This is a genomic window from Microbacterium sp. LWH10-1.2 (genome assembly GCF_038397765.1).
Lineage (GTDB): Bacteria > Actinomycetota > Actinomycetes > Actinomycetales > Microbacteriaceae > Microbacterium > Microbacterium natoriense.
In genome coordinates, this window is record NZ_CP151638.1 from 2,723,848 (window position 1) to 2,746,579 (window position 22,732).

The 22,732-nt window shown below is 68.7% G+C and carries 19 protein-coding genes; 9 read left to right on the top strand and 10 right to left on the bottom strand.

Going from position 1 to position 22,732, the window contains the following annotated elements; translation table 11 throughout:
• Window positions 1-81: 81 nt before the first annotated feature.
• Window positions 82-5,874 (bottom strand): hypothetical protein, encoded by a 5,793-nt coding sequence (locus tag MRBLWH10_RS12985; protein WP_341940184.1) that lies wholly within the window; start codon window positions 5,872-5,874, stop codon window positions 82-84.
• Window positions 5,875-6,154: 280 nt separating this feature from the next.
• Here MRBLWH10_RS12985 and MRBLWH10_RS12990 point away from each other — a divergent pair, with 280 nt between their 5' ends.
• The 3 genes from MRBLWH10_RS12990 to MRBLWH10_RS13000 are packed head-to-tail and all read left to right on the top strand — an operon-like array spanning window position 6,155 to window position 8,317.
• A complete protein-coding gene (locus tag MRBLWH10_RS12990; RefSeq protein ID WP_341940185.1) occupies window positions 6,155-6,754 on the top strand; it encodes a dihydrofolate reductase family protein in 600 nt (199 codons plus the stop codon).
• 13 nt (window positions 6,755-6,767) lie between these two features.
• Window positions 6,768-7,103, top strand: coding sequence for a YciI family protein (locus MRBLWH10_RS12995; protein ID WP_341940186.1), 336 nt, complete (start codon window positions 6,768-6,770; stop codon window positions 7,101-7,103).
• Window positions 7,100-8,317, top strand: a complete 1,218-nt coding sequence (locus tag MRBLWH10_RS13000) for a DUF6596 domain-containing protein (protein WP_341940187.1) — start codon at window positions 7,100-7,102, stop codon at window positions 8,315-8,317. Before MRBLWH10_RS12995 ends, MRBLWH10_RS13000 begins: the two co-directional genes overlap by 4 nt.
• Window positions 8,318-8,396: 79 nt before the next feature.
• Here the strand turns inward: MRBLWH10_RS13000 and MRBLWH10_RS13005 are convergent, their stop codons facing one another.
• The gene (locus MRBLWH10_RS13005; RefSeq protein ID WP_341940188.1) at window positions 8,397-8,987 is read right to left on the bottom strand and encodes an XRE family transcriptional regulator; all 591 of its coding nucleotides are present in this window, start codon (window positions 8,985-8,987) and stop codon (window positions 8,397-8,399) included.
• Window positions 8,988-9,065: 78 nt separating this feature from the next.
• Here MRBLWH10_RS13005 and MRBLWH10_RS13010 point away from each other — a divergent pair, with 78 nt between their 5' ends.
• Window positions 9,066-10,001, top strand: coding sequence for an NAD(P)/FAD-dependent oxidoreductase (locus MRBLWH10_RS13010; protein WP_341940189.1), 936 nt, complete (start codon window positions 9,066-9,068; stop codon window positions 9,999-10,001).
• 44 nt (window positions 10,002-10,045) lie between these two features.
• Window positions 10,046-10,333 carry a hypothetical protein gene (locus tag MRBLWH10_RS13015; protein WP_341940190.1) on the top strand — a complete coding sequence of 96 codons (288 nt, stop codon included), beginning with the start codon at window positions 10,046-10,048 and terminating at the stop codon, window positions 10,331-10,333.
• 11 nt (window positions 10,334-10,344) lie between these two features.
• On the opposite strand, the gene MRBLWH10_RS13020 is transcribed toward MRBLWH10_RS13015, so the two are convergent.
• Window positions 10,345-10,959 carry a TetR family transcriptional regulator gene (locus MRBLWH10_RS13020; RefSeq protein ID WP_341940191.1) on the bottom strand — a complete coding sequence of 205 codons (615 nt, stop codon included), beginning with the start codon at window positions 10,957-10,959 and terminating at the stop codon, window positions 10,345-10,347.
• A gap of 9 nt (window positions 10,960-10,968) precedes the next feature.
• Window positions 10,969-12,765: a glycoside hydrolase family 3 N-terminal domain-containing protein gene (locus MRBLWH10_RS13025; protein ID WP_341940192.1), complete on the bottom strand. Its 1,797-nt coding sequence runs from the start codon at window positions 12,763-12,765 to the stop codon at window positions 10,969-10,971.
• Between the two features lie 176 nt (window positions 12,766-12,941).
• On the opposite strand from MRBLWH10_RS13025, the gene MRBLWH10_RS13030 reads away from it, so the two are divergent.
• Genes MRBLWH10_RS13030 through MRBLWH10_RS13040 form a run of 3 tightly spaced genes read left to right on the top strand, consistent with a single transcriptional unit; the run spans window position 12,942 to window position 15,813 of the window.
• Window positions 12,942-14,276, top strand: coding sequence for an MFS transporter (locus MRBLWH10_RS13030; RefSeq protein ID WP_341940193.1), 1,335 nt, complete (start codon window positions 12,942-12,944; stop codon window positions 14,274-14,276).
• Window positions 14,273-15,064, top strand: a complete 792-nt coding sequence (locus MRBLWH10_RS13035) for a tyrosine-protein phosphatase (RefSeq protein ID WP_341940194.1) — start codon at window positions 14,273-14,275, stop codon at window positions 15,062-15,064. Before MRBLWH10_RS13030 ends, MRBLWH10_RS13035 begins: the two co-directional genes overlap by 4 nt.
• A 5-nt stretch (window positions 15,065-15,069) precedes the next feature.
• A complete protein-coding gene (locus tag MRBLWH10_RS13040) occupies window positions 15,070-15,813 on the top strand; it encodes an MgtC/SapB family protein (RefSeq protein WP_105676919.1) in 744 nt (247 codons plus the stop codon).
• Window positions 15,814-15,882: 69 nt separating this feature from the next.
• On the opposite strand, the gene MRBLWH10_RS13045 is transcribed toward MRBLWH10_RS13040, so the two are convergent.
• From MRBLWH10_RS13045 to MRBLWH10_RS13055, 3 genes are all read right to left on the bottom strand, one after another.
• Entirely contained in the window at window positions 15,883-16,077 is a 195-nt protein-coding gene (locus tag MRBLWH10_RS13045) for a hypothetical protein (RefSeq protein WP_341940195.1), read from the bottom strand.
• A 137-nt stretch (window positions 16,078-16,214) separates the two neighbouring features.
• Window positions 16,215-16,784 carry a sigma-70 family RNA polymerase sigma factor gene (locus MRBLWH10_RS13050; protein ID WP_341940196.1) on the bottom strand — a complete coding sequence of 190 codons (570 nt, stop codon included), beginning with the start codon at window positions 16,782-16,784 and terminating at the stop codon, window positions 16,215-16,217.
• Entirely contained in the window at window positions 16,781-17,395 is a 615-nt protein-coding gene (locus MRBLWH10_RS13055; RefSeq protein ID WP_341940197.1) for a hypothetical protein, read from the bottom strand. The genes MRBLWH10_RS13050 and MRBLWH10_RS13055 overlap by 4 nt, the downstream gene beginning before the upstream one ends.
• A 172-nt stretch (window positions 17,396-17,567) precedes the next feature.
• Here MRBLWH10_RS13055 and MRBLWH10_RS13060 point away from each other — a divergent pair, with 172 nt between their 5' ends.
• Window positions 17,568-18,329, top strand: a complete 762-nt coding sequence (locus MRBLWH10_RS13060; RefSeq protein ID WP_341940198.1) for a peptidoglycan recognition family protein — start codon at window positions 17,568-17,570, stop codon at window positions 18,327-18,329.
• A gap of 90 nt (window positions 18,330-18,419) precedes the next feature.
• Here the strand turns inward: MRBLWH10_RS13060 and MRBLWH10_RS13065 are convergent, their stop codons facing one another.
• The 3 genes from MRBLWH10_RS13065 to MRBLWH10_RS13075 all read right to left on the bottom strand — a co-directional run bounded on the left by MRBLWH10_RS13065 (window position 18,420) and on the right by MRBLWH10_RS13075 (window position 22,696).
• A complete protein-coding gene (locus tag MRBLWH10_RS13065) occupies window positions 18,420-18,854 on the bottom strand; it encodes a hypothetical protein (protein ID WP_341940199.1) in 435 nt (144 codons plus the stop codon).
• Between the two features lie 141 nt (window positions 18,855-18,995).
• The gene (locus MRBLWH10_RS13070) at window positions 18,996-20,876 is read right to left on the bottom strand and encodes a DUF5979 domain-containing protein (protein WP_341940200.1); all 1,881 of its coding nucleotides are present in this window, start codon (window positions 20,874-20,876) and stop codon (window positions 18,996-18,998) included.
• A gap of 509 nt (window positions 20,877-21,385) precedes the next feature.
• Window positions 21,386-22,696: an FAD-dependent oxidoreductase gene (locus MRBLWH10_RS13075; RefSeq protein WP_341940201.1), complete on the bottom strand. Its 1,311-nt coding sequence runs from the start codon at window positions 22,694-22,696 to the stop codon at window positions 21,386-21,388.
• Between the last annotated feature and the right edge of the window lie 36 nt (window positions 22,697-22,732).

The window sequence follows — 22,732 nt, forward strand, 5'->3', positions numbered from 1 at the left end:
CCGACCTCCACTCCTCGGCCCCGCACGGAGCGGGAGCCAGGAGACGCCGGCACGGGGAGTGTGCTGCGGCGTCTCCTGGTGTCATGCGGTGCGCGACCGACGCGAACGGGTGCGAGCGACGAGTCCGGCGCCCGCCAGCATCAGCAGCACCGAGAACGTGAGCGCGCCGACGGCGAGCTCACCGCCCGTGGGCGGCAGCGCGACCGCGAGCACTCCGGTCTTCGCGGTGGAGGGGTCGGAGACGATCTTCGGTCCGCTCGGAGGCGTTCCGGTCGCCGTCGCCGTGTTCTCCAGGGAGCCCTTCTTCTCGTCGGCCTTCTGCACGACGTACGTCGCCGTGCAGACGACCTTCTCGCCGGGCGCCAGGCTGCGTGCACCGTCGGCGCACGAGGGCGTCGACAGCGCGCCGGCGCCGGTGAAGGCTCCCTCGGCGATGGCGACGTCAGCGATCGTCACGTTGCCGGTGTTGGTCACCGTGAACGTGTAGGTGACGGTGTCGCCTTCCCGTGCGACCTGCTTGTCGGCGACCTTCACGAGCGACAGCGCGGGGTTCTGGGTCCCCTCGATGACGACACGTGACGGGTCCGTCACGACAGGCTCGCCGGCGGGCGGATTCCCGGATGCCGTCGCGCTGTTCTCGAGCGCACCGGCATCCACATCGGCCTGCTGCACCGTGTAGGTCGCCGTGCAGACGAGCTGCTGACCGGGGATGAGGGTGCGCGCGTCAGGGCAGTCGAGAGCCGAGAGCTCACCGGCGCCGCTGAAGTCGCCCTCGGCGACGGCCACCGCAGACATCGTCACGTTGCCGGTGTTGGTCACGGTGAACGTGTAGGTCACGGTCTGGCCGACGACGAGGTCGGTCTTGTCCGCGGTCTTCACGATCGCGAGTGCCGGGGCAGGGGTCGCATCGCTCGTCGTGGTCGACGGGTCCGACTCGATCGGGTCGCCACCAGGAGGCGTGCCCGTCGCGGTGGCGGTGTTCGCCACACGCCCCGCGTCCACATCGGCCTGCTGCACGACGTACGTCGCCGTGCAGATCAGCTGCGCACCGGGTGCGAGCGTGCGGTCGGCCGGGCACTCGACCGAGGAGATGTCTCCTGCGCCCGTGAACGCGCCCTCCTCGATCGCCACGTCGCTCAGGGTGACGTTGCCGGCGTTGGTGACGACGAACGAGTACGTGATGGTCTCGCCGAGCACGAGCTGCGTCTTGTCGGAGGACTTCACGATCGTGATCGCCGGAGACTGCGTCGCCGTGATGTTCACCTCAGAGGGCTCCGAGACCACCGGGTCACCGGTCGGGGGGTTGCCCGTGGCGGTCGCGGAGTTGTCCACCGTACCGGCATCGACATCGGCCTGCTGCACCACGTAGGTGGCCGTGCACTCCAGCTCCCCGCCGGGAGCCAGGGTCCGGTTCGCCGGGCAGTCCAGTGCCGACAGCGCACCCGCACCGGTGAACGTCCCCTCGACGACGGACGCGTCGGTCAGGGTCACGTTGCCGGTGTTCGTCACGAGGAACGTGTACGTCACCGTCTCGCCTGCGACCAGCTGCGTCTTGTCCGCCGACTTCACGATCGCGATCGCCGGAGACTGCGTCGCCGTGATGCTCACCTCAGAGGGCTCCGAGACCACCGGGTCGCCGGTGGGCGGGGTGCCCGTGGCGGTCGCGGAGTTGTCCACCGCTCCCGCGTCGACATCCGCCTGCTGCACCACGTACGTCGCCGTGCACTCCAGCTCCCCACCGGGAGCCAGGGTCCGGTTCGCCGGGCAGTCCAGTGCCGACAGCGCACCCGCACCGGTGAACGTCCCCTCGACGACGGACGCGTCGGTCAGGGTCACGTTGCCGGTGTTCGTCACGAGGAACGTGTACGTCACCGTCTCGCCTGCGACCAGCTGCGTCTTGTCCGCCGACTTCACGATCGCGATCGCCGGAGACTGCGTCGCCGTGATGCTCACCTCAGAGGGCTCCGAGACCACCGGGTCGCCGGTGGGCGGGGTGCCCGTGGCGGTCGCGGAGTTGTCCACCGCTCCCGCGTCGACATCCGCCTGCTGCACCACGTACGTCGCCGTGCACTCCAGCTCCCCACCGGGAGCGAGAGTCCGATCCGCCGGGCAGTCCAGCGCCGACAGCGCACCCGCACCAGTGAACTCGCCCTCCACCACGGAGGCGTCAGACAGAGTGACGTTGCCCGTGTTCGTCACGAGGAACGTGTACGTCACGGTCTCGCCGAGCACGAGCTGCGTCTTGTCCGCCGACTTCACGATCGTGATCGCCGGAGACTGCGTCGCCGTGATGCTCACCTCGGACGGACCCGACACGACGGGATCACCCGTCGGAGGAGTGCCCGCCGACGTCGCGGAGTTCGTGATGCGCCCGGCATCCACGTCCGCCTGCTGCACCACGTAGGTGGCCGTGCAGTCCATGAACTCGTTCGGCGAGAGCGTCCGATCCGCCGGGCAGTCGACGGCCGAGAGCGCCCCTGCGCCGGAGAACGTCCCCTCCACGACCGAGGCGTTCGTCAACGTCACGTTGCCCGTGTTCGTCACACGGAACGAGTACGTCACCGTCTCGCCGGCCACCAGCGTGCGCTTGTCGGCGGTCTTGACGATCGACACCGACGGGTCCGGGACCGACGGCGTGCGCGTCGTCGACGGGTCGGAGGTCACCGGGGTACCGGAGGGCGGAGTGCCCGTCGCGGTCGCGGTGTTCTCCATGGAACCCGCATCGACATCCGCCTGCTGCACCACGTAGGTCGCCGTGCACACCATCTGCGCGCCGGGGGTCAGCGTCCGGTCGGCCGGGCAGTCCACGGCCGAGATCGTGCCGGCGCCCGTGAAGGAGACGTCCTGCACGGCGGCATCCGTCAGCGTGACGTTGCCGGTGTTCGTGACGACGAACGAGAACGTGACGGTCTCGCCCACGACGAGCACGGCGGTGTCGGAGGACTTCTTGATCGAGATCGCCGGAGTCTGCGTTCCGGTGATGTTCGCCGCGGAAGGCGTCGAGGTCACCGGGTCGCCGGTGGGCGGGGCGCCCGTCGCGGTCGCGGAGTTGTCGACCGAGCCGGCATCCACATCCGCCTGCTGCACCACGTACGTGGCCGTGCAGTCCATGAACTCATCCGGCGAGAGCGTCCGGTCGGCCGGGCACGTCACGGCGGAGAGCGAGCCCGCCCCCGTGAAGGTCCCCTCCACCACGGAGGCGTCCGTCAGGGTCACGTTACCCGTGTTCGTCACACGGAACGAGTAGGTCACCGTGTCGCCCGCGACGAGGTTCGTCCGGTTCGCGGTCTTCGCGATCGTGATCGCGGGAGCCTGCGCACCCGTGACCTTCGCCTCGGACGGAGCGGAGACCACCGGGGTCCGCGACGGCGGGGTGCCCGTGGCGGTGGCCGTGTTGTCGATCGCACCGGCATCCACATCCGCCTGCTGCACCACGTACGTCGCCGTGCACTCGAGCTCCCCACCGGGGGCGAGCGTCCGATCGGCGGGGCACGAGACGGCCGACAGGGCGCCGGCGCCGGAGAACGACCCCTCCACCACAGCGGTATCGGTCAACGTCACGTTGCCCGTGTTCGTGATCGCGAACGTGTACGTGATCGTCTGACCGACGACGAGGTTCGTCCGGTCCGCGGTCTTCACCAGCGCCACCGAGGGCGTCTGCGCTGCGGTGAGGTGCGCCGCCGAGGGTTCGGACGTCACGGGGCCGCCCGAGGGCGGGGTGCCGGTCGAGGTGGCCGTGTTGTCGAGCACGCCGGCATCCACGTCCGCCTGCTGCACCACGTACGTGGCCGTGCAGTCCATGAACTCGTTCGGGGAGAGCGTGCGGTCGGACGGGCACGTCACGGCCGAGAGCGAGCCCGCTCCGGAGAACGTCCCCTCGACGACCGACGCGTTCGTCAGCGTCACGTTGCCCGTGTTCGTCACACGGAACGAGTACGTCACGGTCTGACCTGCGACCAGGGTGGCGCGGTCGGCCGTCTTGACGATCGACACGGACGGGTCGGGGACCGACGGCGTGCGCGTCGTCGACGGGTCGGAGGTCACCGGGATGCCGGAGGGCGGGGTGCCCGTCGCGGTCGCGGTGTTGTCCATGGAGCCGGCATCGACATCCGCCTGCTGCACCACGTACGTGGCCGTGCAGACGAGCTGCGCACCGGGGGCGAGAGTCCGATCAGCGGGACAGCTCACCGCCGACATCGTGCCGGCGCCGGTGAAGGCGGTCTCGTTGACGCCGACGTTGTTCAGCGTCACGTTTCCGGTGTTCGTCACGACGAAGCTGAACTTCACGGTCTCGCCGACGACGAGCACGGCGGTGTCGGAGGACTTCTTGATCGTGATGCCCGGGGTCTGCGTCGCGGTGAGGCGGACGCTGGAGGGGGTCGAGGTCACGGCGATGTCGTCGGGAGAGACGGCTCGCGCGGTCGCGGTGTTGTCCACGGCTCCGGCATTGACGTCGGCCTGGCGCACCACGTACGACGCGGTGCAGGTGGTCGAGGCTCCGGTCGCCAGCGGCTGGGGCAGCGCCGGGCAGCTGATCGCCGACATCGCTCCGGCGCCGGTGAACGCGGTCTCCGACACGGAGATGTCGTGAAGCGGCACGTTGCCGTCGTTGGTGACCTTGAACGAGTAGGTCACCGTCTCGCCGGCGACGAGGGTCGAGGTGCTCGCCGTCTTCTGCAGCGAGACGTGCGGAAGCCGGGCGCCGTTCGTGAACGTGCACACCGCGGCGACGCCCTTCGGCCCGCCGTCTGGCACGATGAACGAGCCCGTGCTGCCCGTGCCCGAGGCCAGGACGTTGCCCGAGTTGCGGTCGACGCAGGTCCAGCTCGAGTCGTACTTGGGCCTGCCGGTTCCCGTGCCGGTCTCGGTCACGGTGATCTGCTGGCCGGAGAGCACGAGGACGGGACCGGCTTCCTGCGGCTGGACGCCGGAGGCCGTGCCGGCGGTGGTCGCCGTGTTGCCCTTGGTGATGCCGTCACCCGAGATCGTCATCGTGACCTGGTCGGACGCGGTGTGACGCCCCGCCGGGAAGTCCTTGACGATGGAGACCGTGTTCGGGGAGGCGCACGAGGCCATGTCGACCGAACCGGCGGTGGCGAAGGGGACGTTGCTGATGACCGCGCCGCTGGTGGGGTTGACCTTGTACATGCGGTTGCCGCCCGCCACGTACAGGTAGCCGTCGCCCGCGAAGGCGATGCCGTTGAGCGCCGTGCCGTTCGCGTCGATGCGGACGAGCTCGGTGGCCGTGATCGCCACGGGGGTGCCGGCGGTGGCCGGGATCTTCTGGTCGATGACGCTCACGACGTTCACCGTGCCCGCGCCGCTGCCGCCGGCGACGACGTAGAGGTTGCCCTGGCTGTCGAAGGCCCAGTCGCCGTTGCCGCCGCCGTTGGGGATCGTGCCGGTGGCGACGAGGCCCATGGACTGGTTGGTGGTCGTGTTGAAGCCGTAGACGTTCAGGACGTTGCCGGTGAGGCCGCCGTAGTAGTAGTGGCCGTTCGCCTGGTTGATCGCGCCGTGCGTGACCGCGGCATTCGCCTCTCCCGCGCCGAGCAGAGTGGTCTGGCCGGTGATGCTGGAGTACTGGTAGATCGAGCGAGCTGTGCCGGCGTTGGCAGGGAGGACCCCGACGATGATCTCGCCGTAGCCGTCTCGGTCGGCGTCGTAGATGCCGGTGCCGTTGAGGTTGCCGGTCGCGCCGGCGATCGAGAACGATCCGACGGAGGTCTGCGCTCCGCCGGTGCGTTCGATCTGCCAGATGTTCCGCGGGCTCACCCCCTGCTGGGTGTAGACGTCACCGCACGACAGACCGCCTGCGGCCACCGCCGTTCCCTGGTCGACCACCACCACGTTGACCGCAGCGAGAGCGGTCACGACGACCGCCACCACCGCCGCCGCAATGGATTTCGAACCCTTGAGCTGTGTTTTCCGGGCGCGCCCGAATCCCCACTTCATCGGCATCCCGTTCTCCCCCGGTTACCCGTTGCTAAATATCCCCTGAATCAGGAGACCCACAACCCCCCACCCTAGGGGTTTTGCGCGAGCCTTTTCAGCGAACGCCTAGCTAGCATCCCAGTTAGACCGATATTTCAGTTCGAGGATGTCGAATCCGCCCTTCCGCGTTCGTGGTACTGGTGAGAGAAAGGAACTCATCATGAAGCTCACCATCAGCCTGCAGGTCACTCTCGACGGAGTCGCTCAAGCGAACGGCGGCAACAACGAGGAGATGGACCCCGGTTTCACCCGCGGAGGCTGGGCGATCCCCTTCGGCGACGCGGATGCGGCGCAGTACATCCTCGACACCTGGCGCCGCCCCGACGCGTTTCTGCTGGGCCGGAAGACGTTCAGCCTGTTCGAGACGTTCTGGGGAGCACGCAGCGACGACGGCGGGTTCGGCGAGGCGATCAGCTCGGCGCCGAAGTACGTCGTCTCGAACACGCTGACCGCGCCCGCCTGGTCGGGAACCACCGTGGTCTCGGGAGATGTCGCCGGGGCGATCCGCGACCTGAAATCGCAGCCGGGAGCCGAACTCCTCGTCGTCGGCAGCGCAGCGCTCGCACGCTGGCTCCTCGAGAACGAGCTGGTCGACGAGATCAACCTCGTGCAGTTTCCCGTGATCGTCGGCGAAGGAGAGAAGCTGTTCCCGCAGAGCGGTCGCGACTTCGCCCTGGAGCTGGTCGACTCGACGGTGTTCGGCACCGGGATCATCGCATCGACCTATCGAGTGGGCGGCCGCCCCGTCTACGCGCAGTGAGAGGAACGACCGCATGCACTACCTGGTCAACGTCATCGACCATCGCAGCGAGTCCGGCACCGAAGAGGAGGCCGTGGCGATCGACGCGTTCAACGAGAAGCTGGTCGCCGGCGGACACTGGGTCTTCGCCGCCGGACTGGCCGATCCCACGGCGTCGACGGTCGTCGACGGGCGCGGCGCCGAGCCGATCTTCACCGACGCCCCGTTCGCCGAGGCGAAGGAGTGGGCCGCGGGGCTCTGGATCATCCAGGCCCCTGACCTCGACGTCGCGCTCACACTGATGGCCGAGGGATCGAAGGCGTGCAATCGTCGGCTCGAGATCCGTCCGATCCTTCCGCCGCCCGTGTGACCGAGGTCCGCGACGCCCTGTCCCGCACCCACCGCGAAGAGTGGGCGCGGGTCGTCGCGACGCTCGCCAAGCGCTTCGGCGACCTCGACACGGCCGAGGATGCGGCGGCCGAGGCGTTCGCGACGGCGGCCGAGCGCTGGGCAGACGACGGGGTCCCTCCCGCGCCGGGGGCGTGGCTGACGACGACGGCGGTCCGCAAGGCGATCGACCGCATCCGGCGTGAGAGCACGCGGGATGCGAGGCACAGGGAGGCGATGCTCGTGTACGACGGCGAGACGACGCCGCTCGGCGTGATCGACGATGATCGGCTGCGGCTCCTCTTCATCTGCTGCCATCCGGCGCTGGCGATGGAGTCGCGCGTCGCGCTCACCCTGCGCATGGTCGGCGGCCTGAGCGTGCCGGAGATCGCGAGCGCGTTCCTCGTGCAGGACACGACGATGGGCGCGCGCATCACCCGGGCGAAGGCGAAGATCGCGGCGAGCGGCATCCCGTACCGCATGCCGACGGCGGAGGATCTGCCCGTGCGGACGTCGGGAGTGCTGGCCGTGCTGTTCCTCGTCTTCAACGAAGGGTACCTCGCATCGGGCTCCGCCTCTCCTCCCCTGCGTCAGGAGCTCACCGCCGAGGCGATCCGCCTCACCCGTCTGCTGCGCGAGATGCTTCCGGCGAACGGCGAGGTCGCGGGGCTGCTGGCGCTGATGCTGCTGATCGACGCTCGGCGCGCAGCGCGCGTCTCGCCCGCGGGTGAGCTGATCCCGCTGTTCGAGCAGGACAGGATGCTGTGGGATGCCGCGCTCATCTCCGAGGGGCACGCACTCGTGCGCGAACGGCTGGCCTCCGGCGTCGCGCCCGGTCGCTTTCAGCTGCTGGCCGCGGTCAACGCGGTGCACACCGACGGGGCGGCGACCGACTGGTCGCAGGTGGTGGCGCTCTACGATCAGCTGGTGCTGATCGACCCCTCTCCGGTCGTGCGGCTCAGCAGAGCCATCGCTGTCGGGGAGTCCGAGGGCGCGATCTCTGGTCTGGCTCTGATGGACGGTCTCACCGCCGACCTCGGCGGATATCCCCCGTTCCCCGCGGCCCGCGCCCTGCTGCTCGCGCGACTGGGCCGCGATGAAGAGGCCCGGGTGGCGTACGACGCGGCGATCTCTCTCGCGCAGAACTCGGGGGAGGTCGCTTATCTGAGAAGGCGCCGGGCCGAGCTGGGGTCCTGACGCCCATGATGCCGGCACGAGTGGCGCCCTGACGCAGACGGCACCCTGCCAGCGCCACGTGCCAGGAACGGCGCGTGGCTCACTCCGACCTCTGGCCCCCGCCTGCGCGGACGTGGGCGCGCTCTCCCTGACGACCGAACAGACTCAGCACCTCCGCGGGAGCGCCGTCTGCGCTTCCGAACCAGTGCGGCACGTGCGTGTCGAACTCCGCGACCTCGCCCGCTTCCAGCGTCAGATCGTGAGCGCCGAGGATGAGCCGCATCCGCCCGCTCAGTACATACAGCCACTCGTACCCCTCGTGCGCCCGCGGCTCCGGCCTGATCTGACCGCCGGGAATCAGGATCTTCCACGCCTGCACCGATCCGGGCTGCGGAGTGAGGGGGATGACCACTCGCCCGTTCACCCGCCTCGGCTTCAGACGCACCCGCGGATCGCCCACCTCCGGCGCTCCCACCAGCTCATCCAGCGGCACCCGATACGCCTGCGCGAGAGGGAGCAGCAGTTCGAGGCTCGGCCGACGCTGCCCCGTCTCGAGACGTGACAGGGTGCTTGTCGAGATCCCTGTGGCCGACGACAGCGCCGCCAGGGTCATGCCGCGCTGACCGCGCAGCCACTTCAGACGCGGACCGACGGCGTCCAGCGCCGAGTCGATCATCGCAGACGGGTCCATCCCGTCAGTGTGACCCATCCATCCCGGAAACGGCAACGAACTTTGCCGAAACCGGTGCCGACGATCGATCCTTGCCTCATGAACGACTACGACGCACTGATCATCGGCGGAGGCGCCGCAGGGCTCAGCGCAGCCCTCGTCCTGCTGCGAGCTCGACGCCGGGTCGCGGTGATCGACGCGGGTCACCCCCGCAATGCTCCCGCGTCGCACATGCACGGGTTCCTCTCCCGCGAGGGGATGCCGCCCGCCGACTTCCTCGCCGCCGGACGCGCCGAGGTCATCGAGTACGGCGGTGCGATCATCCACGACACGGTCGTGGCCCTCACGCCGGGGTTCGTCGCACAACTCTCCGACGGCACCTCCGTGCGGGGGCGCCGAGTGCTCGCGACCACGGGCCTTCACGACCGGATCCCCCTCCTCCCCGGCCTCTCCGAACGGTGGGGCAGAGACGTGCTCCACTGCCCGTACTGCCACGGCTACGAAGTGCGCGATCAACCCCTCGGTGTCCTCGGCGGCGACGCGGACGCGATCGCCCACGCCATCCTCGTCCGCCAGTGGTCGGACGATGTGATCCTCTTCGTCGGCGACACCGCTCTGGGCGACGAACAGCGCGAACTGCTCGACGCGCGAGGCGTCCGGATCCAGCCGGGAGAGGTCCGCGGGCTCGTCATCGACGACGACGTGCTCACGGCGATCGAACTCGACGACGGGCGACGGATCCCCCGACGAGCCCTGTTCGTCCGCCCCGTCTTCGTCGCGAACGACGCGCTGCTGAGAGACCTCGGATGCGGTGTCGACGAGGCCGGGTGGATCATTCAGCGCACCGGCGGCGCCACGACCGTCCCCGGCGTCTACGTCGCCGGCAACGCCGCGGACCCCCGCGCCCAGGTCATCACCGCGGCAGGGCAGGGCTCTGCGACGGCGATCGCGATCAACGCCGACCTCGTCGCCGACGACCTGCAGGCCGCGCTCTCCCGAGCACGCACCGCCTCACCGTCGGCGCCCGCCGACTGAGCCACCCCGCACCACCGACCGAAAGACCCCGAAGGAGCACTCCCATGACCGCACGATCCGACACCCCGCCCGCACCCGGCGCACCGGCCGTCGCGCCGCCCTCGAAGCATCAGCTCGCCCTCATGATCTGGATCGCCGTGTTCCCCACGCTCACGATCCTCAATCTGATCCTCGGCGACCTCCTCGCACCGCTCCCGATGATCGTCAGGACACTCGTCCTCGTCAGCATCGCCGTGCCCATCGTGATCTACGGCGCGATGCCGGTGCTGCACCGTGCTCGTCGCGCGATCATCCTGCGTCGCCGCGAGCGGGTCGCGACCGTCGGGGCGTAGACGGCGGCGTCCTAGGCGCGCACCCGCTCGTACAGTCCGTTCGCGGCCGCGGTGAACACGGCGACGTAGTCGATGCGCTCCGGCAGTGTCGACCACTGATCGCGGATGCCCTCGTTGAGCGCCAGCAGCTCGAGGATCAGCTGCTGCGGATCCGTGCCCCTGGCGATCTCTCCCGCGGCGATGCGCTCCTCGACGAGCGGGATGAGGGAGTCGAGTGCGGCTTCGAGGGTGCGCTGCGCTCTGCCCTCGACGGGGTGCCCCGCGATGCGCGAGGCACCGGTGAGCATGACGCGGAAGCGCAGCAGCTCCGGCTCCTCGGCGGCCCGACGCACGGCCGCGATGAACTGGTCGAACAGCGAGCGCACCGAATCCGTCGGCAGCGTGATGGTCTGGTAGACCTCCTCGCGGCGCTCGACCACGGCCATGAACAGGTCGTGCTTCGTGGCGAAGTGGTGCAGCACTCCGGCATCCGTCACCCCGGCGGCGCGTGCGATATCGGCGATGCGGGTGCTCTCGTACCCCTTGCGCCCGAACTCCGTGGTGGCTGCCGCCAGGATCCGCGTGCGTCGGGCGTCGCCGCGGGCCACGCGCTTGTCGACGTCGGTGGAGGACTCGGAGCTGCTCACCCTAGAACCCTACGAGATGTTCGGCCAGTGGAGACCCTGCCCGAAACGCCACAGCGGATCTGCCGTGTCGAAGGGCACGTCCTCCCGCGACGCCTCCACCGCCGCCATCGACCGGGGCAGGTCGAACGGCAGGCGCCCGGTGGTCGCGGCGCGACCGGAGACGGCGTCGAGCAGGATGCCGTCGTCGACGCCGAACGTACCGAGAAGAGTCACCCCGAGCTCGGCGAGCGGAGTCAGCACGGCGGGCCGGTCGAGGAACACGTCGATCACGGTCGGAGTCTGCGCTGCGATGTCGGAGATCCGCGCGACTTCCTCGTCGGAGAACTCCAGGCTGCCGCTGTGGAACCCCTGCTCCAGCATCCCCTCGCGCTGCTCGTACGGGGCCGCGAGGCGGAGGATCGCGAGATCGGCGGATGCCGGGTCGTCGACGACGAGCGCGCGTCCGGCGAGGGCGTCCGCGTCCATCCCCTCGACGTGCACGCGGGTGGTGGGGGTCAGCGCGACGGGCTCGCCCTGCAGCGCCACGACGGACGCCCGCTGCACGCGCTCGCCGATCGCGAGGTGCGCGGGGATCGCGATGCGTTCGCGGACCTCGGCGGGGGCAGCCGCGCGTGCAGCCGCATCGTCGAACAGCCCCAGCCGCTCCTTCTCGCGCAGGACGCGCCGCACCGACTCGTCGATGCGCTCCTCCGACACGAGGCCGCGGTCGAGCGCCTCCAGCACGGGCGCGGGATCGTCCTCGCCGCCGAACTGGTCGACCCCGGCGTCGAGCAGCCGCACGACGCGCTGCACGGGGTCGGCGTCCAGCATCCCCCACGCCCGCACGGGCAGCTCGACGCCGAGGCGGGGCAGACGCATGCCGTTCACGATGTTGAAGTCGGTGACGACCACCCCGTCGAAGCCGAGCCTGTCACGCAGAAGATCCGTGATGAGGCGACGCTCGAACGCGAAGCCGACCTCGTCGTACTCCAGCCCGAGCGGCGCGGCGTAACCCGGCATGACCCGCACGACGCCGGCGTCGATCGCTGCGGCGAAGGGGCGCAGATGGTCGTCGAAGCGTCCGCCGGGATAGACGGTGTGGGCGCCGCGCTCGAAGTGAGCGTCCTCACCGCCGCGCTGGGGTCCGCCGCCGGGGAAGTGCTTCACGGTCGCGGCGACGCCCGACTCGCCGAGGCCGGTGACGTACTCGCTCACGAGGCGGGAGGCGAGGCCGGGGTCTTCGCCGAAGGTGCCGGAGACGCGGGCCCAGCGCGGCTCGGTGGCCAGATCGGCCATCGGGTGCAGCGCGATGTGGATGCCGGCCGCCCTGAGCTCCGCGCCGATCATCCGCGCCGCCTCGCGCACGAGCGCGGAGTCGCGGGTCGCGGCGAGGGCGATGGGCTCGGGGAACGACGTGAAGCCGCCGCCGCTCATCGCGACATCGTGATTGCGGCTGCGGCCGTGCACGGGGTCCGAGGCGACGGAGACGGGGATGCCGAGCCTGGTCGACGCCGCGACGCCTCGGATCGCCTCGCCCCACCTCGCCAGCTCGGCGACCGGGGCGGGGTTCATCAGCGTCACGTGCGAGACATGGCGCTCGCGCAGCAGCGCGGTGGTGGGGGCGAACCCGAACGGCGACTCGTCGTCGGCGCCCTCCCAGAGCGTGCCGCCGGCGCCGGTCACGATGCGCGCGACGAGCAGACTGCCGACCTTCTCCTCGATGGTCATGGCGGAGAGCAGCGCGTCGAGGCGCGTCTCTGCGGCGGAGATCGTGGTGTCGGTCATGTCGGCGTCCTTCGTCGGCTCGGCGGCTGCGGGCAGTGGCATCCGCTCTAGTAGACCATAAAACCTAGTGACGACTAAGTGAATTTTCGACGACCTCTTGCGCGGGGAGGAACCCGCGCGTTATCGTCGGCTGAATTAACTTAGTGGTCACTAAGTTTTTACCCCTGGGAAGGGAACGGCTGGTCCAATGAGGGACCACACGGACCGAGGAAGGACCCATGCACACCACTCCCCCCACCCCGCAGACGCGCGTGCCGATGTCGCGCATCTACCTGTTCGCGCTCATCGAGCTCGCCGCACTCGGCGCTCTCGTCACCCCGCTCGTCGTCTCGCTCTCCCTGAAGGTGCTCCAGCTCGTGCCGGAGTCGCAGAAGGAAGGAGCGCTCGGTCTCGTCACGGCGCTCGGCGCTCTCGCCGCCCTCGTCGCCAATCCGATCTTCGGCCACCTCTCCGACCGCACGCGCAGTCGCTTCGGCCGACGCCGTCCCTGGCTCATCGGCGGCGTGGTCGGCGGTGTCCTCGCGGCCGTGCTCATGGCCGTCGCCCCCAGCATCCCCGTTCTCGTCGTCGCCTGGGTGCTGTCGCAGGCGGCGTACAACGCGACGCTGGCCTCACTCTCCGCGCTGCTCGCCGATCAGGTCCCCGAGGAGCAGCGCGCCAAGGCGTCCGGCATCTTCGGCGCGATCGGCTTCCTCGGGATGGTGCCCGCCATGCTGGTCGCGGCGTTCTTCGCGTCGAACCTCACGATCGTCGTCCTCGCGATGCCGATCGTCGCCGTGATCATCGTCGCGATCGTGTGCCTCGTCATCCCCGACCCGCCGATCGAGCGGGTCGACGGAGAGCGCGGCTCGATCGCCCAGGTGTTCCGCGCCTTCCTGTTCAACCCGGCCAAGGCGCCGATGTTCACGCTGGTGTGGGTGCAGCGGGCGACCATGCAGTTCGGGTTCACCGTGGTGTCGACCTTCGGACTCTTCTACCTGATGATCCGACTCGACATGGATCAGGTCGCCGCGGCATCCCTCACCTCTACGGCGGCGCTCGCCGGGGCGGCGCTGAACTTCGTCGCCGCGTTCGCGTGCGGCTACCTCGCCTCCCGCCGGGGCAACTACGCGCCGTTCATCATCGGGTCGGCGCTGCTCATGGCGCTGTCGCTGCTGCTCAAGGCGTTCACGCAGGACCTCTCGGTGTTCTGGGTGAGCACGCTGCTCGCCGGGTTTGCGCTCGGCGCCTACTACGCGGTCGACCTCGCCCTCGCGATGCGCACGCTGCCCGTCGGCGAGGAGGGCAAGTACCTCGGCATCTTCAACGTCGCCAAGACCCTGCCGCAGTCGATCGCCCCGGCCATCGCTCCCCTCGTCGTGCTGATCGGCGGGAGCGACCCGGTCGTCGGAGGAGAGAAGAACTACACCGCCCTGTACCTCGTCGCGGCCGCCGCCGTGCTCGCTTCGATGCTGACCCTGCCGGGTCTGCGCCGAGTGCTGCGGCGCGACGTGTACGACGCAGGGCGGACCACCGCCGCGGCCAGCGCCGCGCAGAAAGAGGAGGTCGCGTGAGCGCCATCATCGCCGGAACCTACAACTCCCGAGACACCGGAGGCACGCCGCTCTCCGCGGGAGGCGTCACCCGCGCGGGCGTGCTCTATCGCTCCGACGCTCTCGCCGGCATCACCGACGACGGCATCCGCACACTGAGCGACAGCCCGATCGGCACGATCGTCGACTTCCGCAGCGACTTCGAACGCGTGGAGGCCCCCAACCGACTCGGCACGGAGCGCTCGTTCGTCGAGGTCGGCCTCCCTCTGCTCGAGGGGTCGATGACCGGGATGCCGTCGCCCGGCGATCTCGGAGACCTCGGAGATCTCGACGGCGAGGCCGCGCGGGCGATGCTCTCGCGCATCCCGTCGCTGGCGGATCTCTACGTGGGCATGCTCGGATCGGCTGCGGCGTCGTTCGCCGAGGTCGCGCGGCTCGTCGCACGGCCCTCCGACGAGAGCCGCGGCGCCGTGCTCGTGCACTGCACCGCGGGCAAGGACCGCACCGGCGTCGCGACGGCCCTGCTGCTCGACGCGGCCGGTGCGGACCGCGCCGCCGTGGTCGCGGACTACGTGCAGAGCGAGACGAACCTCGCGGGCGACTGGGCCGATCGGATGCTGGAGCGCGCCAGGAGCTGGGGCATGCCGCTGGTCCCCGCCCTCACCGATCTCGTCACCGCGACGCCCCCGCAGGCGATCGAGGCCGCGTTCGCGTGGATCGACGAGCGCGGCGGGTCGGCCGAGTACCTTCGCAGCGGAGGACTGTCGGACGACGACCTCGAAGCCCTGCGCGCTCGTCTCGCCGGCTGAGGGGTATGACCCTCCTCGACACGGGCGCTCTGCTCCTCACCGCCGCTCTGGCGGCGGGGCTGGGCGCCCTCATCGGCCTCGAACGGCAATGGCGCATGCGCACCGCCGGCATGCGCACGAACGCTCTCGTGTCGCTCGGCGCCGCGCTGTTCGTCATCCTCGGATCGCAGGCGCTCCCCGGCGAGACCGCTGATCCGACACGTGTCGCCGCTCAGGTGGTCTCCGGCATCGGGTTCCTCGGCGCCGGTGTGATCCTGCGCGAGGGACTCAACATCCGCGGACTCACGACGGCGGCGACGCTGTGGTGCGCGGCCGCCGTCGGCTCCCTCGCCGGAGCCGGGATGCCGCTGCTCGCCGCCGGAGGGGCGATCCTCGTCTCGGCGACCAACATCCTGCTGCGCCCGCTGAGCACTGCGCTCAACCGGAGGCTGCGGCTCAACGCCGAGGACGAGTCGACGGAGGACGGCACCGACGCCGGCGCCCCGCAGGACTTCGTGCTCGAGGTCACGACGGGCGAGAAGAGCGAGCAGCGGGTCCGCGCCCTGCTGCTCCAGGCCGCGACGCACCCGGAGCTCACCCTGCGATCGGTGCGGGTGCGCCACGGCAAGAACACGGAGGTGCACGTGCGCGCGGAGGTCAGCATCGACGACCCGGAGAGCGTGGACGTCATCGAGCGTGCGATCTCCCGCGTCGGCACCGACCCGAAGGTGATCGGCAGCCGCTGGTGGCCGGTCGAAGAGGCCGGGTGACGACGGGGGCTCCACATTGGCGGCGGGACGGGACTTATCGCCGTCACGCCGAGAGCTCCGCGCGAGACGCTAGTCGCGTCGGCGGCGCATCGACATCAGAGCGATGCCATGAGACACAGCCAGAAGGATCATGGCGATCACCGTGAACCACAGCGTCGCGCCGAGAACGCCCGTGAGGATGAGCGCCGCGAGGACGATCGCGGCGACGCTGCCGACGACGATCCCCCCGACGGCGACGGCTGTTCCCGACCTGTCTGCTCGCATCCGTCCACGATGCCACCATGAGGCGACGAGCACACCCCCGGACGCGAACGCGGCCGCGTGAACGGGCGCACCGCCGTCGGACGGTGCGCCGCCGCGAGCCGATGGGAGACGGTTTTCAGCCGAGGTTCTGAGCGTCGTCATCGCCGCTCGTCCCCGGAGCCTGTGGCGACATCCGCGTATGTCTCTGCGGCCGCCTGCTCCGCGTCAGAGAGCTGCAGACGGAGGCGCGCTCGCGCTCGATGGTAGCGACTGCGGACGGTGCCGTCCTTCATCTTCAAGACCCGTCCGATCTCGCTGAGAGAGAGACCGTCCCAGTGGAGCAGGCTGATGATCTCCTGGTCGAGCTTTTCCAAGGATCTCAAGGCATCGCGAAGTTCATCGAAAGCCGACGAGTCGACGAATCCGACAGCGGGTTCCGCTGAGAGTTGACTGCGTAGGCGGTCGGCGAGCGCAAGACGTCGTGCTGCGCTTCGGCGATGGTGGAGGAGCACATTCCTCGCGATGCCGAACATCCAAGGCCTGACATCACCGTCGTCCTTCGGGAGGACGTTCGCCTTTCTCCACAGCGTCAGCAAGGTGTCCGCGAGGAGGTCGGCGGCGTCGAAGGCCGGTTCGACCCGACGGGCGAAGTAGGCGAGCAGAGCGGAGGAGTTCTCGGTCACCGCTCGCTCGAATCGTGCGATTTCACCGTCCTTGCGCGCGCTCACTTCTCATCCACCCGACAGCTCATACCCATCGCGGCGATAACAACCGGGCCGTCCGGTTCCCCCACGGGAACGTCGACGGATTCATCGAGATCAAGAACCCCGGGAACCGCATCCTTCGTCAAGGCGACGAGCTCCGGATACAGTTGGTCCCCCACTCGGGCCTCACTGTCAGGGTCGTCCTCGACAGGGGCGCCGCGTGCGTAGAGCAGCTGCCCGAACCCTGTCCAATCGCGTCGCTCGATCGCGTCGTTGAGCGCCTCGATATCAGCCTTGTCTGCATTTCGAAGCTCCACATACGCGCCACAGGTTTCCGAGTGCCCCTCGTCCGTGGTGTAGTCGACGGGGATTCGATCCGACCGCAGCGATCCATCGGGGAGCTCCACCCAAGGCCAACCGGACAGTTGCGCGACGGTGACACTCCCGGCGCCGGTCAAGACGAGGGACCCTGCGACCAGGACCGGGACCAGCCAACGAGGCCGGCGACGAGCTCCTCGCCGCAGGCGCGACGGCTTCGTCGCCTCCACCATGAGAGCCGCTTCTCGCGACATCGAGGTGGGCAACGGGATAATCGCGGCGGAGAGTGCGCCGTCGAGATCGGAATCGTCCATCATCTTCCCCTGTCCTTTGCAAGTACATTCCCGGACGGCTCCCGAACGTTGCAGACTCCCGCAATCCGCGCCAGATGATGCCCATCCAGACGGTCGCCGGCCCCGCTGATGCTGTTTTGCCCGCTGACAGCCGCCATGAACCTCGGCTGCTCGACCGAGCGTGTTAGATGGGCAGATGGAGCACTCCCCCGCACACGATCCTGACGGAAGCTCGTCGGCGCACACCCGTCGATGCTTCCTGATCGCTGCGGGCTCGGGCGTCGCCGTCACGGCAGCGGGAATCCTGCTCGCCACGATTCCCCCGGGCGCAGACGGCGGGGCGCCTGCCGTGGACCCGGACAATCCGAGGGGGCTGCCCGAGTACGAACCCGTCTACGATCGCGCGATCAAGGGCCTCGAGGCGCCGCTCGGGTTCGCGGACTGCCGGAACCCCATAGCTCGGTCGACGCGTGACACCGCAGGAAGCGACCACCACACGGTGACGCCGATCATCGACCGTTTCGTCATCCACCACACGGGCACGACCGAGGAGCAGCTGGACTTCCTCTCGCGCTGCAACAGGCGCTCCTCCGCGCCCACCTTCTATCTGCGGAACGACGGGTCCGTCTTCGAGCTCATCCGCCCCGGCGCGAAGCCGTCATCGACCGGCGCCGACTGGAACTGGCGGTCGCTGGCCGTGGAGACCCTGGACGCCACGGGAGCGCCGGACTACACCGTGACGGCGGTGCAGCTGGAGGAGCTCGCCCAGATGATCGCGTGGCTCGCGACCTACGACGGCAGGACGCTGGACGGCGTGCCGGTGTCGTTCACGATCGACAGGGAACACGTCATCAGTCACAGGGAGACCTGGTCGGGGACCGAATGCCCCGGACCGTACCTGCAGTCCCGGCTGGACGACATCGTCGCCCGCGCCCGCGAGATCTTCGCCGCGCACTGACTAGGTCAGACGCGCGGTGAGCACCGTGCGAATGCCGGCTGCGGGATACCTCTGCCGCGGGTGCGCAGAGCCGACCGCGTCAGAAAACGTTCAGCGACCTTCGTCGCCGATGAACCGGTCGACCAGTGACTCTGCGGCGACATTGCGGCCCCGGAGCATCGCCTCCATCATGTTCACCTGAAGCTCTTCCTGCCTGAGCATGTAGTCGAAGAAGTCGGCCTCGCTCGTTGGTCCGATCGCGGCGAGACGGCGGAGGTCCTCCACGTACTCGACAGTGCGAGGAAACGCGAACCTGATCGATTCGCGACGGAGACTGTTCGGCATCCACCCGACCAGTCGGCCTCGCAGCCGGGCACCGGCACCCGTGCTGTCCGATATCCCGAGGCGTTGGGCGGCCGCTCGGTAGCGCGGGGCGTTGAACCGCTCGAGGCGATCGTAGGCGCGCCAGAACGGCGCCGTCTCGTGCTTCTCAGTCCGTATCGCCGTCGCCGCCATCCCGATACGGGCGAACTCCCGGTTCGCCAACTCGGCGCGGAATCCTTGTTCGAAGGTGGTGAATCGCATCGTGCTCCTCTGGTCGGCGTGCGAAGGTCGTCCCGGACGGCGGCAGGTGCGAACGGAGTCGCCGGGCTCCGTTCGCACCTGCCGCCTGAAGAGACCTGCGTGCTACTTGCTGGGCCGGGAACGGCGGGAGACGAGGACGCTGCCGCCGACCGCGATGAGAGCCACCCCGAGTACGACCATGACCAGCGACAGCTCGCCACCGGTGAGCGCGAGCCCCGACGTCGATCCTGATCCCGCGCTGGCACCGGTGCCGTGGCCTGCTTCTTCTCCTCCCGCGCCGATAGCGTCCGCGTCCAGCGTGAGGGTGTTGGTGACCGTCACGCTGACGGGCTCATCATCATCGATGGTGACCGTGCCGGTGGACAGCACCGGGGCGGCCCAGGTCGCACCCGCGATCGCGTCCGGAGCCCGCTCGCTCAACGTGAGCACCGCACCGACCGGCAGAGCACCCGACGTCACCACGTCACCGTTCGCCGACAGCTCCAGAGCCCCAGAACCAGCCTCGAACCCCTCACCGGCCGGGTAGTCGTATTCGAGGAGGAACACCGCATCATCAGCGACGAGCGATGCCCCGTCGCCGGCGACCACCTTCGACGCTTCGAACACGCCCGTGTTCAGAGTCGCCCGGTTCGTCAGAGTCACGGCGACCGTTGTCTCGTCGCCGAGGATGAAGTCGTTCGTGCTGAACACCGGTGCGGCCCAGATGATGCTCGAAGGTCCTGTCGGCAGTATCTCCTCGATATGCACGGTGGAGCCGGTCTCGTACCCTTCGCTCGTCCATGTCGACCCCTCTGCCACATTGAACGGCTGGTTCTCGACGATAGCTGTGCCATCGGGTGCGGTCACGGTGTAGGTGCCGGCGAAGACGATGCCGTCGATAGCCTGACCGTCCCAGGTCACAGCCTTTGTGATGGAGAAAGCACCGAATCCTTCTCCTGTGCCGGTGCCCCCGCCGCCTTCTGTCGCGAACGTTGCAGATGCTGAACTGTTGATCGTGACTTGATCCGCGACGCGGAAGGTAGCGAAGACCTGGCATGGCACGTCATCGGCGGAACGCCCAGGGCTCTGGTTCCATGCGATGTGAGCGGTCGAAGGAGGGGTTGCCACTGCGGAGAGCGTCGCTGTGCCCTGTTCGGTTGCGGTTAGCGCAAGAGTTACCGTCACCGGAGCACCCGATCCCGAGACCTGGAGCTGATCACCGGAAAGCACTCCTGGGCCGCTGACGACCGTCAAGGTGCCCGGAATCCCCGCGGTGCTGAGCGTCAACGGTGAGCTGAAGACGTCGGTCGTGATGACGAACTCGCCAGATCCGCCGATCGGTATCGGCGCAGAGGGTCCAGCCACCGACAGCGTCGGATCGGCGGAGATACTTGCGAGAATCTCCGCCTGACGTTCAGGACCCATGTTGTCCAGACAGGTGGCGCCTCGCTCGAGCTCGGTTCCCGTTGCGCTCGGCGCCACGGGATCGCTGATGCACCAGATGAGGACCTGAAGTGCTGAGCGCTCCCACGAATCACCGTCGGATACTGCGCGCGCCGCATTGTTGAAGTTGAAGTAGCCCGTTCCCTGATACGCGTCCTGTCCATGCTGGATCAGGTACGCGATCAGCGACTCCTGTTCTGGCGTGAGCTTGGGATTCGCCCCGGCGAGCTCGTTCAGTCCCGGAATGGGATTGCCATCGATGTCGAGCAGGTTGCCGTCAGCATCCACTCCACTGCAGACATGGGAGAAGTAGTCGGTGCAGAACATCCACTCCGAGACCGGGCCGATGCCTGAGACGTAGCGCGTGGAGCACACCGGCGGATACGCGTTGGTGTCGTTCGCGGCGAAGGAGTCGTAGAGCGGGACGACACGCCCTTCGTTGTATTCCGCGAGCCTCGTCCCGAAGACCGATCGCAGGTCCGGCACCGGGCCGGACGAATCTGCTGGGTCCAGCAGCGTTGTGCCCTCACAAACCGGAGCCGTGAACGCTTCAGCCGGCACAGTGGGAGCCTCGGCTGCCGCGGGGCCTGCGAGACCCCATAGGCTCCCCATCACCAGAATGACCGTCAGCAGTGCTCTCCATGGAGCCGCCTTGGCACTGATATCGCGACCTTGTCGCCTGATTGTCATGAGCTGTCCTTCTTCGTGAAGTCGGAGCGAGCGCACGCTTGCGCTTTCCGAAGTGCGGTGCGGGCCATCGGGGTCAGGCCCAGTCGTTCGTGAGATGAAGCCCTGGGGGGAGGCGGAGCTCCCCCCAGGGGCGGCCTGTTGGGGACCCTGGGGAGTCGGGGAGAGCAGGCCGCGGTCTGACAGAGACTGCGTCAGACGTTGCGGGGCGGGCTGCTTCGTCGAAAGCGCCCGGATGTCGTACCGAGGTGGTGAAGGTGATGCATCGCCGCATCCGTCATTCGCCGCGATGTCATCACGACCCCATTCCCAGTCGTACAACTGACTTAGAATAACTCAGCTTCGGTCGAGACGCAAGACTTCCGTCCAACATCGCTTCGATCTCACGCCAGGGCCGCCACGACCTCAGCTGCGGCGCGCTGTCCCGATTCGATCGCCCCGTCGAGATACCCCGGGTGCTCCATGGCGGTTTCGGAGCCAGCCCAGTGGATGTGGCCCACCGGCGCGGCACCGAGCGGCCAGAACCCGCTTCGCGATCCGAGAACGGGCAACGCGACGTATCCTCCGCGAAGATCGGGATCGAGATGCCACGCCTTCTCGTGCCAGCTGTTCGGCTCCAAGACCCTGAGACCGTAGTGAACCGCAAGCGGACCCAGAACTCGCGACATGCGCTCATCGGCAGACAAGGCGTCGAGGGCTCTCGCCGCTCTGCCGCCGATCAAGATGCACAGGTGCCCCGGCCCCTCGGGCGGCGACGTATCGAATATCGCGCCGCCACCTCCGTGCAGGAACAGCAGATCCTGCGGAGCACTCCCCCGCCAGAAAGGACGGTCGTAGACGGCGATCGCCTTGTACACAGCGCCCATCTCGGTGCTCTCTTGAACGTTGCGGACCGCTGACGGGAGAGGGGGAGTGTGCGCGATCGCCGAAGCGACAGGTGCGGGCACGGCGATGACCACTTTGGCCGCCTGGTATGTCGCAGCGCCCGTGCAGACGACGACTCCGTCGGCGTTCGAGTGCAGACTCAAGACCCGTTCGTCGGTTCGCACTCGGTCGCCGAGGTCCCGGGCGAGGCGTTCCACGAGCGTTCCCATCCCGCCGACGACGAGCGAATCCTGAGCGCCCCCAGAGGCCGAGAGGATGGTTCCGAGCCCATGCTGCGAGTGCACGACTCGACGCACTCCGTACAGAGAGATGCGATCGAGATCAGCCGTCCAGGACAGTTCGGCCCCGACTCGCAGAAGTCGCCGCGAGCGTCCCCACGACAGCTTTCTCAGGAAGAGGTCGAACGGCTGGCGATTGGACCAGCGCGCCGGCGCGAGCGCGGCAATCGTGCACGTCACGGCTGCGGCCGCAACGGCTCCGAGACCGGTCAGCGAGAGCCACCCCACGCCTTGCGCTCCATCGACGATGCGCGGAAGGATCCCCACCTGGCGTTCGAATGTCACCTCGCCGAACTCGCGAGCCAGGGCTGCGACCCGCTGATGATCGGCACCGATCCACTGTCCGCCGAGATCCAGCCGCGAGCCCAATGGGGATGTCTCCGCCAGCACGCGTCCACCGACGCGGTCAGCCGCCTCGAGCACGATCACCTCTCGCCCCGATCGGACGAGTTCACGCGCGGCGACGAGCCCTGACAGACCCGCCCCCACGACGACGACCGTGTTCGGCTTCGGAGGATGCGATGAGTCCATGTGTTCATCTTTCTCAGTCGGTCATATGACTTGTAC